Origin of the sequence: Pseudomonas sp. NA-150, assembly GCF_044336365.1 — a bacterium.
Taxonomy (GTDB): Bacteria; Pseudomonadota; Gammaproteobacteria; order Pseudomonadales; family Pseudomonadaceae; genus Aquipseudomonas.
The window spans coordinates 3,772,901-3,789,551 of record NZ_CP172305.1; the positions used below are offsets into that span (position 1 = coordinate 3,772,901).

Consider the following 16,651-nt stretch of genomic DNA (forward strand, 5'->3'; position numbering starts at 1 on the left):
TTAAATCGCGAGCGCATACTTTCTCGCGCAAACAAAAAAGCCTTCAAGACGTTAATCTTGAAGGCTTAAGAGTGGAGGCCGAGGTCGGAATCGAACCGGCGTAAGCGGATTTGCAATCCGCGGCATAACCATTTTGCTACTCGGCCCCAGACGCCCGGTGTCGATACTACTGACACCCAACGCTTTAAACTTGGAGCGGGAAACGAGACTCGAACTCGCGACCCCGACCTTGGCAAGGTCGTGCTCTACCAACTGAGCTATTCCCGCGTCTTGGTGGGCTGCATTCTATAGATTCAAATAGATACGTCAACCCCTTGATTCAAAAACTTATTTTTTTTCAGTAGTGGTCTTAAGGTGCGGCCAGGCAGCGCGCAAGTATTGCACCATCGACCATAAGGTCAGCCCTGCCGCCACCATTAACAGTACATAACCCAGCACAACCCAGAAGGTTACTGCCGGCGGATTGGCCAGCAGGATGACCAGCGCCAGCATTTGCGCGGCGGTTTTCCATTTGCCCAGGCTGGACACGGCGACGTGCGCACGGGCGCCGATTTCGGCCATCCATTCGCGCAAGGCGGAGATGACGATTTCACGGCCGATGATGACCGCGGCCGGCAGCGTCAGCCATAGGTTGGCATGGGCCTGGACCAGCAGCACCAGTGCCACCGCGACCATCAGCTTGTCGGCCACCGGGTCGAGGAAGGCACCGAACGGGGTGCTTTGCTCCAGGCGGCGAGCCAGGTAGCCGTCGAGCCAATCCGTTGCCGCCGCCACGGCGAAGACAGAGCTGGCGGCGCTGTAGCTCCACGGGTAAGGCAAATAAAACAGCAGAATGAAGATCGGAATCAGCAGGACACGTAATACGGTGATCAGATTAGGGATATTCATCGGCACAACTGGCTACGAGGTGAGCGGGCATTCTACTCGCTGTGCAGGTTTGCATAAATCGACTCTGCGAGCTTTTTACTGATTCCGGGTGCTTTAGCGATTTCTTCGATGCTGGCGCGGGACAATTCCTGCAATCCACCGAAGTGTTTGAGCAGATCCCGACGCCGGGTCGGGCCAACGCCGGCCACACCTTCCAGGGTCGAGGTGCGACGCGTCTTGCCGCGCCGTGCCCGGTGACCGGTAATGGCGAAGCGGTGAGCTTCGTCGCGGATTTGCTGAATCAGGTGCAAGGCCGGATCGTCACCCTTGAGGGTGAACTCATGGGCGGCGTCGTTCAGGTACAGGGTTTCGAAGCCGGCTTTGCGGGTCGCACCCTTGGCCACGCCGAGCAGAATCAAATCTGGCACCGCCAGTTCGTTCAACACGTCTCGCGCCATCGACAACTGGCCCTTGCCGCCGTCCACCAGCAGGATGTCGGGCAATTTGCCCTCGCCGTCTTTGAGTCGACTGAAGCGTCGGGTCAAGGCCTGGTGCATCGCCGCATAGTCGTCGCCGCCGGTGATGCCTTCGATGTTATAGCGCCGGTAATCGGCCTTGATCGGCCCTTCCGGGCCAAACACCACACAGGATGCGACGGTCGCTTCACCGCTGGAATGACTGATGTCATAGCACTCCAGGCGTTGCGGCGGCTCGTCGAGGTTCAGCACTTTGGCCAGTGCTTCGAAACGCGCGGTGGTGTGTTGACGATTGGCCAGGCGCGCGGTCAATGCCTGCTCGGCGTTGGTCACCGCCAGTTGCTGCCAACGCGCACGGGTACCGCGCACGCGGTGACTGATCGCCATGTCGTGGCCGCGCAAGGCCGCAATGGCGTCGATAAGGGTCGGGAAGTCATCGTGAACCACGTTGACGATCACTTCACCGGGCAATTCACGGTCGTGATCGCTGAGGAAATATTGCGCCAGGAAGGCCGACATCACCTCCCCTACCTCCTCCTCAATGCCCACCTGCGGAAAGAAGCTCTTGCTGCCCAACACCCGGCCGCCGCGCACGCTGATCAAATGCACGCAGGCTCCGCCGGGGTTGACGAACGCCGCGACCACGTCCACATCGCCAGTGCCGCCATCCATGCTTTGCTGGTCCTGGACCCGACGCAACAACGAGATCTGATCGCGCAACTCCGCCGCGCGCTCGAACTCCAGGCTCATGGCGGCTTTTTCCATCGACGCATTCAACTCGTCTGTCAGCGCATTGCTGCGGCCTTCAAGGAACATGATCGAGTGCCGCACATCTTCGGCGTACACCTCGGGCTCGACCAGGCCCACGCATGGCCCTTTGCAGCGTTTGATCTGGTATTGCAGGCACGGACGGGTGCGATTCTTGTAGTAGCTGTCTTCGCACTGGCGAACCAGAAACGTCTTTTGCAACAGGCTCAGGCTTTCACGAATGGCCCCGGCGCTGGGATAAGGCCCGAAATAACGTCCCTTGGGTTTCTTCGCCCCCCGATGAATGCTCAGCCGTGGGAAATCGCCATCGGACAGGTACACGTAGGGGTAGGACTTGTCATCGCGCAGCAGAATGTTGTAAGGCGGTCGCCACTCTTTGATCAGGGTCTGCTCAAGCAGCAGTGCCTCGGTCTCGTTGGCGGTGATGGTGGTTTCGATCTGCGCGATGCGCGCCACCAGGGCGCTGGTCTTGGGCGCGTGGCCGGTCTTGCGGAAATAGCTGGCCAACCGCTTTTTCAGGTTCTTGGCTTTGCCGACATACAGCAGCCGCGCCTCGGTATCGAACATCCGGTAGACACCGGGACGGCCACTGCAGGTTTCAAGAAAGGCACTTGGATCGAACGTTTGGGTCATTTCAGAGACTGGCATCCACCATGCCGTGGCGAACGGCCAACAGCGCTAACTCGACATCGCTGCTGATCGAGAGTTTTTCAAAGATACGATAACGGTAGGTGTTCACGGTTTTCGGCGACAGGCACAGCTTGTCGGAGATGCTCTGCACCTTCTGGCAGCCAACGATCATCAGCGCGATTTGAATCTCGCGCTCCGACAACAAATCAAAGGGCGAATTGCTGGTTTGCGGCTGGAAGGATTTGAGCGCCAGTTGCTGGGCGATTTGCGGGCTGATGTAACGCTGCCCGGCAAACACCTGACGGATCGCTTGAACCATTTCCGCCAGGCCCGCGCCCTTGGTCATGTAACCCGCCGCACCGGCCTGCAACAGACGAGTGGGAAACGGGTCTTCTTCGCAGACCGTCACCGCAACCACTTTGATGTCCGGATGACTGCGCAAAAGCTTGCGCGTAGCCTCCAGGCCGCCAATGCCAGGCATCTTGACGTCCATCAACACCACATCGGGCTTAAGCTCGCGCGCCTTCTTCAGGGACTCTTCACCTGAATCAGCCTGTCCCACCACTTGTAGACCATCGATATCGGCCAACATCCGTGTAATGCCTGTTCGAACAAGATCATGGTCATCGACTACTAGCACCTTAATCAAGCAGACACCTCATAAAACAGTCATGACGAATGCTCATCACCTTAGCAAAAAACCACGAGCCTGACCTGACTCGATGCTCGAAAACGGTGCAAAGCCAATGAGCGAACAACGGTGCTGACAAGCTACCACTAACTTGTTCATATATCAGGATTTTCTTTTGTGCCAAGGCGGAGCCATGATCGGCGGCGGGAGACCTGCTCAGACGCGTTTGTTGTTCATACCATTGGATGCCGACAGCTCTGCCATGGTGGTGGTCAGGCGGCGGATAGCGTCCTGGTCTTCGTGGTGCAAAATTCTGAAATTGCTGAGGATCCTTTCTTCGTTCGCGCTGAGGTTATCGAAAGGAGCAGGCGTCGGGGTTCCGGTCAATACAAACAATACATCCACCCCCACGGCAGCGACGGCAGCCAGATAATCAGCCTTGGGTGCACGGTCACCGCTTTCATACTTGCCTTGAGCATTTGCCTGCACACCACCAATTTCGCCAAAAGCTCGCTGCGAAAGCCCTAAGCGCTCTCTCTCTTTGAGTAACCGGGAACCTATTCCATTCATTTGAATGCATAATCCTGTTGACCCAATCCTTATGAGGGGTAGAATTGGGCAAATTAAACTGATTTGAACGGTTTTGAACTATGCCCGGAATACGTACCGCTGCACAAGCCAAGGCTTGGCTGGAGCAACAGGGTAAGTCCGTGCAGGATTTTGCGCGGGAAAACAGCGTCGATCCCGCCACGACCTATCAGATCCTGGCGGGCCGCAAGAAAGGACGTCGCGGCGAATCGCACAAAGTGGCGGTGCTGTTGGGAATGAAGATCGGCACGATCCCGGGTGACAAAACCCCTGGCGCTCAAGCCCCTGAATCCTGAGTGGACGCCGTGACCACCTGAAGCCCGGCGTTTCAGGCGAGCACTTGACGCTCCATCCAGTACGACGCCCGCTCCTCGCGCACCACCGTAAAACCTTGTCGCTGATACAGCTGCATGGCGGGGTTGCTTTTGAACACTTTCAGCCGAATCCGGCGAGCACCTCGAGCCTGCGCCATCGTCATGATTTGCTGCATGACCCAGCCACCGACACCTTCACCTCGATAGGGTTCGCACAGCTGCACATCGCGCAGATAGAGATAGCGCGCCTCCAGACTGATGCTGAGGAAGCCGATCGGCTTGTCGACCTTGTTGATGATGAAACTCTGACGCACGCCCCACTCATCGTCGAATGACTGCGCCTGCCAGATACGCGCGTACTGTGCGTAATAAGGACGCATGTTGACCCGGGTCAGCTCGCGGGCGAAATCCAGGTCAGCCGCTGTTGCCTGACGAAGTTGTACATCCATTGCTTCGCTCTCGTCATAGTGTCTCTGCCCAAGCCAGGCAGCAGAATCGAATACAGACCCACCCGAGTAAATAACACCATGGCCAGCCTGCCCCGCGCAATAAGGCATCCACTCCTTCAATAGGCGTAATGAAAATTACTAATTGAACAGCCACCCACGCCTACAGTAAGCTCGCTTCCATCAACCGGAGACACACCATGTCGCAGTTCATTCAATCCCAGGCCCCAGCCTCTGCCAGCGTGCAACGCTCGGCGGTGCTCATGCCTGCGCAGATTGCCCTGGACGCGATGGTGGCTCCAGTCGACTTTTATTATGGGTATTGGTTTAGCCACTGGCGCGCCTGATACCCATCCGGCGCCCAGACTCAAGGGGACGCCAACCAGAGAATTCTCTACCCCCGGTCGGCAACCCCGATCGGGGGTTTTGTTTTTTCAGGCCCCCAAAAAACGTATTGAACTGAATCGAATCAAGGAAAAAAGACATGAATTACGCCACTTATTACCGCAACGACATCGACTCCGCCTGGCGATTTAGCAGCCTCCGCTCGGGACAGCCTGCCGCCTCCGAACGGTCACTTTCAGGTGGCAAGCCAGCATTGACGGCCGACACGGCCAATTGTCGAACACCCCAATAGGGCGTCGAGCGCGGTAGATCCCCGCGCCCGCCCAGGAAGCCAGACCATGAATTCGTCCGTTGCCGTAAAACCCCTGAACGACCTGCTGCCCCACAGCGTGACCCTGATCGACAGCGTCCCTGGCCCACAACGTCTGCCGAGCACCTTGCAGCTCAAGCATCAACTGCCGCTCGATGCCGCCCTCAGCCAACAGGTCGCCGCCCACCGCAAGGCCGTGCGCGCCATACTCAACGGTGAAGACTCCCGTTTATTGCTGATTGTTGGCCCCTGCTCGATCCACGACCCACGCTCCGCCCTCGAATACGCCGAAAAGCTGGCCAAACTCGCCGCCGAAGTCAGCGACCAAGTGCTGCTGGTGATGCGTGCCTACGTGGAAAAACCACGGACCACGGTGGGCTGGAAAGGCCTGGCCTACGATCCCGATCTCGATGGCCGTGATGACATGGCCCGTGGCCTGACGCTGTCCCGCGAGTTGATGCTGGAAATGGTCCGCCTCGGTTTGCCGATTGCCACTGAGATCCTGCAACCGATGGCCGCCGGCTACTTCGACGACCTGCTGAGCTGGGTGGCGATAGGCGCGCGCACCACTGAGTCGCAGATCCACCGGGAAATGGCCAGCGGCCTGCCGATGCCAGTGGGTTTCAAGAACGGCACCGACGGCGGTGTCGGCGTGGCCACAGACGCGATGCGCTCGGCGGCTCATGCGCACCGGCACTTCGGCATCGATCGCCACGGCCACCCGGCGATCATCGAAACCCAGGGCAATCCGGACACCCATATCGTGCTGCGCGGCGGCCATCGCGGGCCTAACTTCGACAGCCAGAGCGTCGCAGCAGTACGCGCCGGCCTGGAAAAAGTCGGGATTGCGCCACGGATCATGGTCGATTGCAGCCACGCCAACAGTGGCAAAGACCCAACACGCCAACCGGCCGTGTTCAACGACGTGCTGGCCCAGCGTCTGCAGGGCGATACGTCGCTGGTGGGCATGATGCTCGAAAGCCACCTGTTCGAAGGCTGCCAACCGCTGAATAACGAACTGCGCTACGGCGTCTCGGTGACCGACGGCTGTCTGGGCTGGGAAGGTACCGAACAGCTGTTGCGCGACGCGGTGAACAAGCTGCGCTACAGGTAAACCGGGAACTTTCGGGGGAAATGCAGTCCCTAATCGGGTAGGCTTTCCCTTTTTTGACAGGAGTAACATTTCATGGCTAAAGCCACTGCCCGCCACATCCTGGTTTCCAGCGAAGAAAAGTGCAACGAATTGAAAGCGCAAATCGAAGCCGGCGCTGATTTCGCTGACGTTGCCAAAGCCAACTCCAGCTGCCCGTCGAGCCGTCAAGGTGGCGATTTGGGTTCGTTCGGACCAGGCCAAATGGTCAAGGAATTCGACACCGTGGTGTTCAGCGCACCCGTGAACGTTGTTCAAGGCCCGGTAAAAACCCAGTTCGGTTATCACCTGCTGGAAGTCACCAGCCGTCAGGACTGATCGTTCTCCCCGACTGCCGAACGGCCCGTCTATCTGACGGGCCGTTTTTATTTGCCCGTCAAAAGCCGATTTCAGGCCCCAAACCTGTGTCATTCAGGACATTCGTGCCTGTTTGTTGAAAAACCCATTGTGCAACTTCATGTGTCGATGCATCGTGAGCGAGCCGCCGCCCAAAATAAGCACTTCGACATAAGACGGCCCACAATCCAGCTGGTTTTCGACCGTTTTGGTTTTTTTACCCTTAACCCTGAGATTCGCTCGCGGATGTCAGTCAGGATTCGAGCAATGCGTTTGGTTTTTTCCTCTTTAATTGTCGCAACGCTAGCCGTTCTTTCTGGATTGCAATCCGTGGCCGCCGCCCCCGAACACGCCCTGACCGTGTACGGAGAAGCGCCCAAATACCCCGCAGCCTTCAATCATTTTGACTACGCAAACCCCGACGCGCCCAAAGGCGGCAGCATGCGTCGTTCGGCGCAGGAAATCGGCCAGTTCGACCATATTCTGCCGTACATCGACAAAGGCACCGGCGTCGCGCAAATCAGCGGCTTGATCTACTCACCGCTGGCCGTGCGCTCGCTGGACGAGCCCTACACCGTCTACGGACTGGTCGCACAGACCATGGAGCGCGGCAAGGACGGCATGTCCCTGCGTTTCGTGCTCAACCCCAAGGCCCGTTTCGCCGACGGCACGCCGATCACCGCCGAAGACGTGCGCTACACCTACGACCTGCTGATGACCCAGGGCAGCCTGCAATACCGCACGCAATTCGAAGACGTCAAAGGCGTTGAAGTGGAATCGCCGACGCAGATTCGTTTCGACTTCAAGAACAATGAAAACCGCACCCTGCCGCTGGACCTGGCCTCGCTGCCGGTGTTTCCGGAGCACTGGTGGAAAACCCGCGACTTCGCCAGCGGCGGCGGTTTCGAGGCGCCGTTGGGCAGTGGCCCTTATAAAGTGAGCAAAATCGACGCTGGGCGCAGCGTCACTTTCGAGCGTGACAAGGACTGGTGGGGCAAGGACCTGCCGGTCAGTCGCGGCTTTTATAACTTCGATCAATTCAGTGTCGAGTACTTCGGCGACACCGACGTCGCGCGCCAAGTGCTGCGCGGCGGTGCCTACGACTACAACCGCGAATACTCGGCGACCAGCTATTCCATTGGTTACGACAGCCCGGCACTGAGCGAAGGCCGCCTGCAAAAGGCTCACTTGGCGCGCGGCGCAATCCAGAGCTCGCAAGGTTTCGTGTTCAACCTCGATCGCCCCATGTTCAAGGACCGCCGTGTGCGCCAGGCGCTGGCCATGCTCTGGGATTTCGAGTGGAGCAACCGGCAGATGATGCACAACGTCTATGTGCGCCAGAACAGCTACTTCTCCAACAGCTCGCTGGCGGCTGATGAGCCGATCAACGCCGATGAATTGAAAATCCTTGAACCGCTGCGTGGGCAAGTCCCGGAAGAAGTGTTCACCACGGTGTTCCATACGCCGAAAACCGATGGCACCGGGTTTATCCGCGACAAGCAGCTGGAAGCCCTGAAGCTGATGGAAGAAGCCGGCTGGATGCCCAAGGGCGACCACCTGGTGAATGCCGAGGGCCAGCCGTTCACCTTCACCTTCCTCAACGGCCAGGCCGGATTTGAACGTTTGCTGCTGCCGTACAAACGCAATCTGGCGCAGATCGGCATCACCTTTGACATCCGCCGGATCGACGCCGCGCAGTACCTGAACCGGGTGATGGCACGGGACTACGACATGATCGTCACCGGCTACCCGGTCTCCTCGTCGCCAGGCCTGGAGCTGTACAACTGCTTCGGCTCCAAAGGCGCCAAGGACCCCGGCTCGAACAACTACATGGTGTTGCAGGACCCGGCCGTCGACAGCCTGATCACCGGACTGGTCAAGGCCGAGAACAAACCGTCGATGATCACCTACGCCCACGCACTCGACCGAGTGCTGCAATGGGGCTACTACTGGATCCCCAACTATTACCCGCCGGGCTCGTCCACGGTCTGGTGGAACCGCTTCGGCATTCCGAAGGTTCAAGCAGCCAACGGCGAAGCGATTGATAGCTGGTGGGAAATCAGCCCGACCCCACTGACCACCGAGCAGTTCGCGGAAAAACGCGGCGACTCTGCCAACCCCGCGGAGGTGCATTAAATGCTCGGTTATCTGTTGCGGCGCTTGCTGCTGATCATCCCGACCTTGTTCGCCATACTGCTGGTCAACTTCTTTATCGTCCAGGCCGCGCCTGGCGGTCCGGTAGAACAGGCCATTGCCCGCCTGCAAGGCATTGGCTCGGCCAACGCCGTGGGCGGCGTGCCCGCAGAATCCCACAGCGGCAGCACGGTATCGCGCGCCAGCCGTGGCCTCGATCCGAAGCTGATCAAAGACATTGAACGCCAGTACGGTTTCGATAAACCCCTGCTGGAGCGCATGTGGTTGATGCTGAAAAACTACGCCCGGCTCGACTTCGGCAACAGCTTCTTTCGCGGCGCCAAGGTCACCGACCTGATCCTGCAAAAGATGCCGGTCTCAATCTCACTCGGCTTATGGGCGACCCTGATCACTTACCTGGTGTCGATCCCGCTGGGGATCCGCAAGGCCGTCAAACACGGCAGTCATTTCGACATCTGGACCAGCACCGCGATCATCATCGGTTACGCGATGCCGGCCTTCTTGTTCGCCATGTTGCTGGTGGTGGTGTTTGCCGGTGGCACCTCGTTGAACTGGTTCCCGGTGCGCGGCCTGGTCTCGGAGAACTTCGAGCAGATGTCGACCCTCGGCAAGGTCGCCGATTACTTCTGGCATTTGATATTGCCGGTGTCGTCGCTGGTGATCGGTGGTTTCGCCACCCTGACCATCCTCACCAAGAACTCCTTCCTCAATGAAGTCACCCGCCAATACGTGGTCACCGCCCGCGCCAAAGGCGTCAGCGAGCAACGGGTGCTTTACGGTCATGTGTTCCGCAACGCCATGCTGCTGGTGGTGGCCGGGATTCCCCAGGCGTTCATCAGCGTGTTCTTCGCCGGTTCGCTGCTGATCGAGGTGATTTTCTCCCTCGATGGCCTCGGGCGCATGAGCTACGAAGCTGCAGTGTCGCGAGACTATCCGGTGGTGTTCGGCTCGCTGTTTATCTTCACCCTGTTCGGCCTGCTGATAAAACTGGTGGGCGATATCTGTTACACCCTGGTCGATCCCCGTATTGATTTCAGCGCGAGGAACGCCTGATGTTCAGACTGTCCCCGTTGGCGCGCCGACGCTTTGAACGCTTTCGCAACAACCGTCGAGGCTGGTGGTCGCTGTGGCTGTTTTGTGGGCTGTTCATCCTCAGCCTGGGTGGCGAGCTGATCGCCAACGACAAACCGCTGATCCTCAGCTACCAGCATTCGCTGTATTTCCCGGCGCTCAAGCGCTACACCGAGCAGGCGTTTGGCGGTCAACTGCCGTTTCAGCCGGATTACCGCAGCGATTACGTGCGCAAATTGATTGCTGATCAGGGTGGCTGGATGCTGTTTCCGCCGATCCCGTTCAGCGACGACACGCCCAACTACGACCTCAATAAACCGTCGCCGACCCCGCCCTCCACCACCAACTGGCTGGGCACCGATGACGAAGCACGCGACGTATTGGCCCGAGTGATTTTCGGTTCGCGGGTGTCGATTCTGTTTGCCCTGGCCCTGACTTTTATCAGCGCGCTGATCGGCATCGCTGCCGGCGCCCTGCAAGGTTATTACGGCGGCTGGGTCGATCTGCTGGGGCAGCGGTTGCTGGAAGTCTGGTCCGGATTGCCGGTGCTGTACCTATTGATCATTCTGTCGGGCTTCGTCGAACCGAACTTCTGGTGGCTGCTGGGAATCATGGCGTTGTTCTCCTGGCTGGCACTGGTGGACGTGGTACGCGCCGAGTTCTTGCGTGGTCGCAATCTGGAATACGTCAAAGCCGCGCGCGCGCTGGGGCTGAATGACCGCAAAGTGATCCTGCGGCATATTCTGCCCAATGCGATGAACGCAACGTTAAGCTACTTGCCGTTCATCTTGACCGGCGCGATTTCCACCCTCACCGCCCTGGACTTCCTCGGCTTCGGCATGCCGGCCGGCAGTGCGTCACTGGGTGAGTTGATTGGTCAAGGCAAGCAAAACCTGCAAGCGCCGTGGCTCGGTCTGACAGCGTTCTTTACCCTGGCACTGATCCTGTCCCTATTGGTTTTTATCGGAGAGGCGCTGCGCGATGCTTTCGACCCAAGGTCCTGATTCGTCGGAAAACCTGATTGAAATTCGCGACCTGACGGTCGCCTTCAACGGGCAAATAGTGGTCAACAATCTGAGCCTGGACATCCCGGCCGGCGAATGCCTGGCACTGGTGGGTGAATCTGGCTCCGGGAAATCGGTGACCGCGCATTCGATCCTGCAACTGTTGCCCCAGGCCGGCACGCTGTCGTCGGGCAGCATTCGCTATCGCGGCCAGCAACTGCTGGGTGCCGACGGCAAAACCATGCGCGAGATTCGTGGCAACCGCATCGCCATGATCTTCCAGGAACCGATGACCTCGCTCAATCCCTTGCACACTGTGGCCAAGCAGATCGGCGAGACCTTGTTGGTGCACCGGGGCATCAGTGGCAAGGCAGCGCAACGACGGATTATCGAACTGCTGGAGTTGGTCGACATCAAGCAGCCGGAAAAGCGCCTCAAGGCCTATCCGCACCAACTGTCCGGCGGCCAGCGGCAACGGGTGATGATCGCCATGGCGCTGGCTTGCGAGCCGGAGCTGCTGATCGCCGACGAGCCAACCACCGCCCTCGACGTCACGGTACAACGCAAGATCCTGCTGCTGCTCAAGGAACTGCAACAACGCCTGAACATGTCGCTGTTGCTGATCAGCCACGACCTGAACCTGGTGCACAGCATCGCCCAGCGAGTGTGCGTGATGCGCGCCGGCGAAATCGTCGAGCAATCCAACTGCCACTTGCTGTTCAAGCACCCGCAGCATCCCTATAGCCGCCTGCTGCTGGATGCAGAACCGGCTGGCGAACCCTTGCCTCGGGATGGCCGCGAGAAGGTGTTGCAGGTGGATAATCTGCGCGTCTGGTTTTCATTGGGTGGCGGGATTTTTCGCCGGCATCAGGAATACCTCAAGGCGGTGGACGACATCAGCCTGAGCATCGAACGCGGCAAAACCCTGGGCATTGTTGGCGAATCCGGCTCCGGCAAGTCGACGTTGGGCCAGGCGATCCTGCGCCTGGTGGAATCGCGTGGCAGCATTCGCTTCCAGGGTCAGCCGCTGGATCAGCTCAGCCAAAAGCAGATGCAGCCGTGGCGCAAACAGATGCAGGTGGTGTTCCAGGATCCCTACGGCAGCCTCAGCCCGCGGATGTCCGTTCAACAAATCATCAGCGAAGGCCTTGAAGTGCACAGCGACCTCAGCGCGCAACAATGCGAAGCCGAGGTGATTCGGGTGCTGGAGGAAGTGGGCCTCGACCCGCAAAGCCGCCATCGCTACCCCCACGAATTTTCCGGCGGCCAACGCCAACGGATCGCCATCGCTCGCGCGCTGGTGCTGAAACCGGCGCTGATCCTGCTCGACGAACCCACTTCGGCGCTGGACCGCACGGTGCAAAAACAAGTGGTGGCCTTGCTGCGTCAGTTGCAGGAAAAGCACGGGCTGACCTATTTGTTCATCAGCCATGATCTGGCGGTGGTCAAGGCATTAGCCCACGACCTGATCGTGGTCAAGGACGGCAAAGTGGTCGAGCGCGGCGCCAGCCATGACGTGTTCGACGCGCCGCAGCATCCGTACACCAAGGAACTGCTGGCGGCGGCGCATCCAGGTTTTTCCTGACACACCACCCTCCTTGTAGGAGCGAACTTGTTCGCGAGGCGTTTTACCTGACACACCGCCTCGCGAACAAGTTCGCTCCTACAGGAAAATCTTGATGTTCACGAGACTCTCATGAAAGACAGCGACAGCCTCAAGGACTACCGCCGCGTACGCCGGTTGGCGATTCGCTCGCTGTTCGAGATCATCGAGCAGTCCAGCGAAGGCACGGTGATCGTCGACAAAGAGGCGCGCATCGTCTGGATCAACGAGCGTTACGCCCGGCGTTTCGGCCTGCTGGACGCTCGCGCGGCCATTGGTCAACCCTGCGAAGCGGTGATCCCCGGCAGTCTGCTACGCGACGTGGTCAGCAACGGCCGGCCGATTCTGCTGGACATGATGGACACCGCCAAAGACCCGTTGGTGGTGATGCGTTTGCCGATCAACGACGACGCCGGCCACGTTATCGGTGCCATTGGCTTCGCCCTGTTCGACGAACTGCACGCGCTGTCGCCCCTACTGAAACGCTACCTGAGCATGCAGGAAGAACTGGCCTCGACCCGCTCTCTGCTGCGTGCGCGTCAGGCCAAGTACAGCTTTGCCCACTTCATTGGCACCAGCGTCGCCAGCCTGGAGGTCAAACGTCGTGCCCGGCGTAGCGCCAGTGCCGAGTCGCCAGTGCTGCTGCTGGGTGAGACCGGCACCGGCAAGGAACTGCTGGCCCACGCCATTCACAGCGCCTCGCCGCGCGCGCACAAAGCATTTGTCAGCATTAACAGTGCGGCGATTCCTGAGGCGCTGTTGGAAGCCGAGTTTTTCGGTACCGCGCCCGGAGCCTTTACCGGCGCTGATCGCAAAGGTCGCCCCGGCAAACTGAAAATTGCCCAGGGCGGCACGCTGTTTCTCGATGAGATCGGCGACATGCCGCTGCCGTTGCAAAGCAAGTTGCTGCGCGTGCTGCAGGAAAAGGAATACGAACCGGTGGGCTCCAACGAGGTGATTCAAAGCGACGTGCGCCTGATCGCCGCCACCTCAACCGACCTCGAAGCCGCGATCAAACGTGGTGAATTCCGCGCCGACCTGTATTACCGCCTCAATGTGTTGCCGATCCAGGTGCCGCCACTGCGCGACCGGCTGGATGACCTGCCCGCGCTCAGCGATGCGATCCTCGAAGAGCTGGACAGTCAGCACGAACTGGATCATGCCGCCCTCGCGCTCCTCAGCCAACACGCCTGGCCCGGCAACATCCGTGAACTGCGCAACGTCCTCGAACGCGCGGCACTGCTGAGTGACGACCGCGTGCTGGATGCCGGCGAGATTCGCGCCGCCATCGGCACGTTGATTGCCCCCAGCACACCTCCCCTCCCTGCGGCCCCCGCCGCCGTCGAAACCTTCAGCGCCGCCCGTGAACACTTTGATCGACAGTTGATCGAAGCGGCGCTGGCGCGCTGTCAGGGAAATGTCATCGAAACCGCCCGGCAACTCGGGCTGGGACGCTCTACGCTGTACAAAAAGATGGCAGCGCTGGGGATAGTCGAGTCTCACTAAAGAGACTTGATCTCTTTTTATAGAATTCGGTCGGATGAACGGACGTCATCGCGGGCGAGCCCGCTCCTACAGGGATAATCGTCCTCATGTAGGAGCGGGCTTGCCCGCGATGTCTCTGACAAGAGACAAACCACAAATCTTCATTCCACTTACTAGCTAAATATTCAATAAATTCAAAGAGTTGCAGAAATGGCACGAAACTCGCTATGTCTGAGGCGCGGTCCCGCCGCAGAGAAAAAACAATAACAACAGGAGACACTCAATGAGTGTAATCATCGCCTTGGCCGCCCTTGGGCTGCTGATGCTTGCTGCATACCGCGGCTACAGCGTTATCCTCTTTGCCCCCATTGCCGCCCTCGGCGCGGTGTTGCTGACCGACCCTTCGGCCGTCGCCCCTGCGTTCAGCGGGGTGTTTATGGAGAAAATGGTCGGTTTCGTCAAACTCTACTTCCCGGTATTTCTGCTCGGCGCGGTGTTCGGCAAGCTAATTGAACTGTCGGGCTTCTCGCGTTCGATCGTCGCCGCCGCGATTCGCCTGTTGGGCACCAAACAAGCGATGCTGGTGATCGTACTGGTCTGCGCCCTGCTCACCTATGGCGGCGTGTCGTTGTTCGTGGTGGTGTTCGCGGTGTACCCGTTTGGCGCCGAGATGTTTCGCCAGAGTGATATCCCCAAGCGCCTGCTGCCGGCGACCATCGCCCTGGGTGCATTCTCCTTCACCATGGACGCCCTGCCCGGCACCCCGCAGATCCAGAACATCATCCCCAGCACCTTCTTCAACACCAACGCCTGGGCCGCACCGTGGCTAGGCCTGATCGGCACCTTGTTCGTGTTCTGCGCCGGCATGCTCTACCTGCAACGCCAGCGCAACAAGGCGCAACGCGCGGGTGAAGGCTACGGCAACATCCTGCGCAACGAGCCGGAAACCGCTGAAGACATCAAGCTGCCCAACGCATGGATCGCCTTGTCACCGCTGTTGCTGGTGGGGATCATGAACCTGCTGTTCACCCAGTGGATTCCGCAGTGGTACGGAAAAACCCATACCCTGAGCTTGCCGGGCATGGCTACGCCGGTCACCACCGAAATTGGCAAGATCACCGCCATCTGGGCCGTGGAAGCGGCGCTGTTGGTCGGCATTCTGGTGGTGCTGGTGTTTGGCTTCACTACCGTGCGCGGCAAACTGGCCGAAGGCAGCAAAAGCGCGGTCGGCGGTGCGCTGCTGGCGGCGATGAACACCGCGTCGGAATACGGCTTTGGTGCAGTGATCGCCTCACTGCCAGGCTTTCTGGTGCTGGCCGACTGGCTGAAAAGCATTCCCAACCCCCTGGTCAATGAAGCGGTGACCGTGACCCTGCTCGCGGGCATTACCGGCTCAGCATCAGGTGGCATGAGCATCGCGTTGGCGGCGATGTCCGACAGCTTCATCTCGGCCGCCCACGCTGCCAACATTCCCATGGAAGTGCTGCACCGGGTCGCCGCCATGGCCAGCGGCGGCATGGACACCCTGCCGCACAACGGCGCAGTAATCACCTTGCTCGCGGTCACCGGCCTGACCCACCGTGAGGCCTATCGCAATATTTTCAGCATCACCATCATCAAAACACTCGCGGTCTTCGTTGTGATCGGGACCTTCTACGCCACTGGCATCGTTTGAGGAACAGAACATGAGTCTGCAAGGCAAAACTGCATTGGTCACCGGCTCCACCAGCGGTATCGGTCTCGGCATCGCGCTGAGCCTGGCCAAATCCGGCGCCAACGTGATTCTCAACGGCTTCGGCGACGCGTCTGCCGTCGTGGCTGAAGTCGCCGCCGTGGCCGGCAAGGATGGCGGCAAAGTCGGCCATCACCCGGCCGACGTAAGCAAGGTGGAACAGATCGCCGACATGGTGGCCTACGCCGAACGCGAGTTCGGCGGCATCGACATTCTGGTGAACAACGCCGGCATTCAGTACGTGTCGCCGGTGGAAGAGTTCCCAGTGGAGCGCTGGGACTCGATCATCTCGATCAACCTGTCGTCGGTGTTCCACAGCACCCGCCTGTGCCTGCCAGGCATGCGCAGCAAGGGTTGGGGGCGGATCGTCAACATTGCCTCGACCCACGGCCTGGTGGGCTCCACGGGCAAAGCCGCCTATGTCGCGGCCAAGCACGGTGTGATTGGTTTGACTAAAGTGGTGGGACTGGAAACCGCTACGACCAACATCACCTGCAACGCCATCTGCCCAGGCTGGGTGCTGACCCCGTTGGTACAACAGCAGATCGATACCCGCGCGGCCGCCGCCGACGGCGATCTGGAAAAGGCCAAGCATGATCTGCTGGCGGAAAAACAACCGTCGCTGGAGTTCGTCACTCCACCGCAACTGGGCGAACTGGTATTGTTCCTCTGCAGCGAAGCTGGCAGCCAGGTACGTGGCGCCGCCTGGAACATCGATGGCGGTTGGCTGGCACAATAAAA

The 16,651-nt window shown here is 59.4% G+C and carries 16 protein-coding genes and 2 tRNA genes; 11 read left to right on the forward strand and 7 right to left on the reverse strand.

The window, feature by feature from the left end:
- Positions 1–72: 72 nt before the first annotated feature.
- The 6 genes from ACF0H7_RS17950 to ACF0H7_RS17975 form a co-directional block, all read right to left on the reverse strand.
- Positions 73–146 (reverse strand) — tRNA-Cys (locus ACF0H7_RS17950).
- A gap of 45 nt (positions 147–191) precedes the next feature.
- A tRNA-Gly gene (locus ACF0H7_RS17955) sits at positions 192–267 on the reverse strand.
- Between the two features lie 60 nt (positions 268–327).
- Complete coding sequence (gene pgsA / locus ACF0H7_RS17960) at positions 328–888, reverse strand: CDP-diacylglycerol--glycerol-3-phosphate 3-phosphatidyltransferase (protein WP_397448246.1); 561 nt, start codon at positions 886–888, stop codon at positions 328–330.
- A 32-nt stretch (positions 889–920) separates the two neighbouring features.
- The gene (gene uvrC, locus ACF0H7_RS17965) at positions 921–2,744 is read right to left on the reverse strand and encodes an excinuclease ABC subunit UvrC (RefSeq protein ID WP_397453935.1); all 1,824 of its coding nucleotides are present in this window, start codon (positions 2,742–2,744) and stop codon (positions 921–923) included.
- 1 nt (position 2,745) lies between these two features.
- A complete protein-coding gene (gene uvrY, locus ACF0H7_RS17970) occupies positions 2,746–3,390 on the reverse strand; it encodes a UvrY/SirA/GacA family response regulator transcription factor (protein ID WP_397448247.1) in 645 nt (214 codons plus the stop codon).
- Positions 3,391–3,588: 198 nt separating this feature from the next.
- On the reverse strand, positions 3,589–3,942 hold the full coding sequence (locus tag ACF0H7_RS17975) for a helix-turn-helix domain-containing protein (protein WP_397448248.1): 354 nt from the start codon (positions 3,940–3,942) through the stop codon (positions 3,589–3,591).
- Positions 3,943–4,022: 80 nt separating this feature from the next.
- Here ACF0H7_RS17975 and ACF0H7_RS17980 point away from each other — a divergent pair, with 80 nt between their 5' ends.
- Positions 4,023–4,256, forward strand: coding sequence for a DNA-binding protein (locus tag ACF0H7_RS17980; protein WP_397448249.1), 234 nt, complete (start codon positions 4,023–4,025; stop codon positions 4,254–4,256).
- 32 nt (positions 4,257–4,288) lie between these two features.
- On the opposite strand, the gene ACF0H7_RS17985 is transcribed toward ACF0H7_RS17980, so the two are convergent.
- Complete coding sequence (locus ACF0H7_RS17985; RefSeq protein WP_397448250.1) at positions 4,289–4,723, reverse strand: GNAT family N-acetyltransferase; 435 nt, start codon at positions 4,721–4,723, stop codon at positions 4,289–4,291.
- Between the two features lie 197 nt (positions 4,724–4,920).
- On the opposite strand from ACF0H7_RS17985, the gene ACF0H7_RS17990 reads away from it, so the two are divergent.
- From ACF0H7_RS17990 to ACF0H7_RS18035, 10 genes are all read left to right on the forward strand, one after another.
- Positions 4,921–5,067, forward strand: a complete 147-nt coding sequence (locus ACF0H7_RS17990; RefSeq protein WP_397448251.1) for a hypothetical protein — start codon at positions 4,921–4,923, stop codon at positions 5,065–5,067.
- A 336-nt stretch (positions 5,068–5,403) separates the two neighbouring features.
- On the forward strand, positions 5,404–6,489 hold the full coding sequence (locus ACF0H7_RS17995) for a 3-deoxy-7-phosphoheptulonate synthase (protein ID WP_397448252.1): 1,086 nt from the start codon (positions 5,404–5,406) through the stop codon (positions 6,487–6,489).
- A 72-nt stretch (positions 6,490–6,561) separates the two neighbouring features.
- On the forward strand, positions 6,562–6,843 hold the full coding sequence (locus ACF0H7_RS18000) for a peptidylprolyl isomerase (RefSeq protein WP_397448253.1): 282 nt from the start codon (positions 6,562–6,564) through the stop codon (positions 6,841–6,843).
- A gap of 285 nt (positions 6,844–7,128) precedes the next feature.
- Positions 7,129–8,997 carry an extracellular solute-binding protein gene (locus ACF0H7_RS18005; protein WP_397448254.1) on the forward strand — a complete coding sequence of 623 codons (1,869 nt, stop codon included), beginning with the start codon at positions 7,129–7,131 and terminating at the stop codon, positions 8,995–8,997.
- Positions 8,998–10,068, forward strand: a complete 1,071-nt coding sequence (locus ACF0H7_RS18010) for a microcin C ABC transporter permease YejB (protein ID WP_397448255.1) — start codon at positions 8,998–9,000, stop codon at positions 10,066–10,068.
- A complete protein-coding gene (locus tag ACF0H7_RS18015; RefSeq protein WP_397448256.1) occupies positions 10,068–11,090 on the forward strand; it encodes an ABC transporter permease in 1,023 nt (340 codons plus the stop codon). The genes ACF0H7_RS18010 and ACF0H7_RS18015 overlap by 1 nt, the downstream gene beginning before the upstream one ends.
- Positions 11,068–12,675: an ABC transporter ATP-binding protein gene (locus ACF0H7_RS18020; protein WP_397448257.1), complete on the forward strand. Its 1,608-nt coding sequence runs from the start codon at positions 11,068–11,070 to the stop codon at positions 12,673–12,675. Before ACF0H7_RS18015 ends, ACF0H7_RS18020 begins: the two co-directional genes overlap by 23 nt.
- A 111-nt stretch (positions 12,676–12,786) precedes the next feature.
- A complete protein-coding gene (locus tag ACF0H7_RS18025; RefSeq protein WP_397448258.1) occupies positions 12,787–14,199 on the forward strand; it encodes a sigma-54 interaction domain-containing protein in 1,413 nt (470 codons plus the stop codon).
- Between the two features lie 262 nt (positions 14,200–14,461).
- Positions 14,462–15,853, forward strand: a complete 1,392-nt coding sequence (locus ACF0H7_RS18030; protein WP_397448259.1) for a GntP family permease — start codon at positions 14,462–14,464, stop codon at positions 15,851–15,853.
- A gap of 10 nt (positions 15,854–15,863) precedes the next feature.
- Positions 15,864–16,649, forward strand: a complete 786-nt coding sequence (locus ACF0H7_RS18035; protein WP_397448260.1) for a 3-hydroxybutyrate dehydrogenase — start codon at positions 15,864–15,866, stop codon at positions 16,647–16,649.
- The last annotated feature ends 2 nt before the right edge of the window (positions 16,650–16,651 follow it).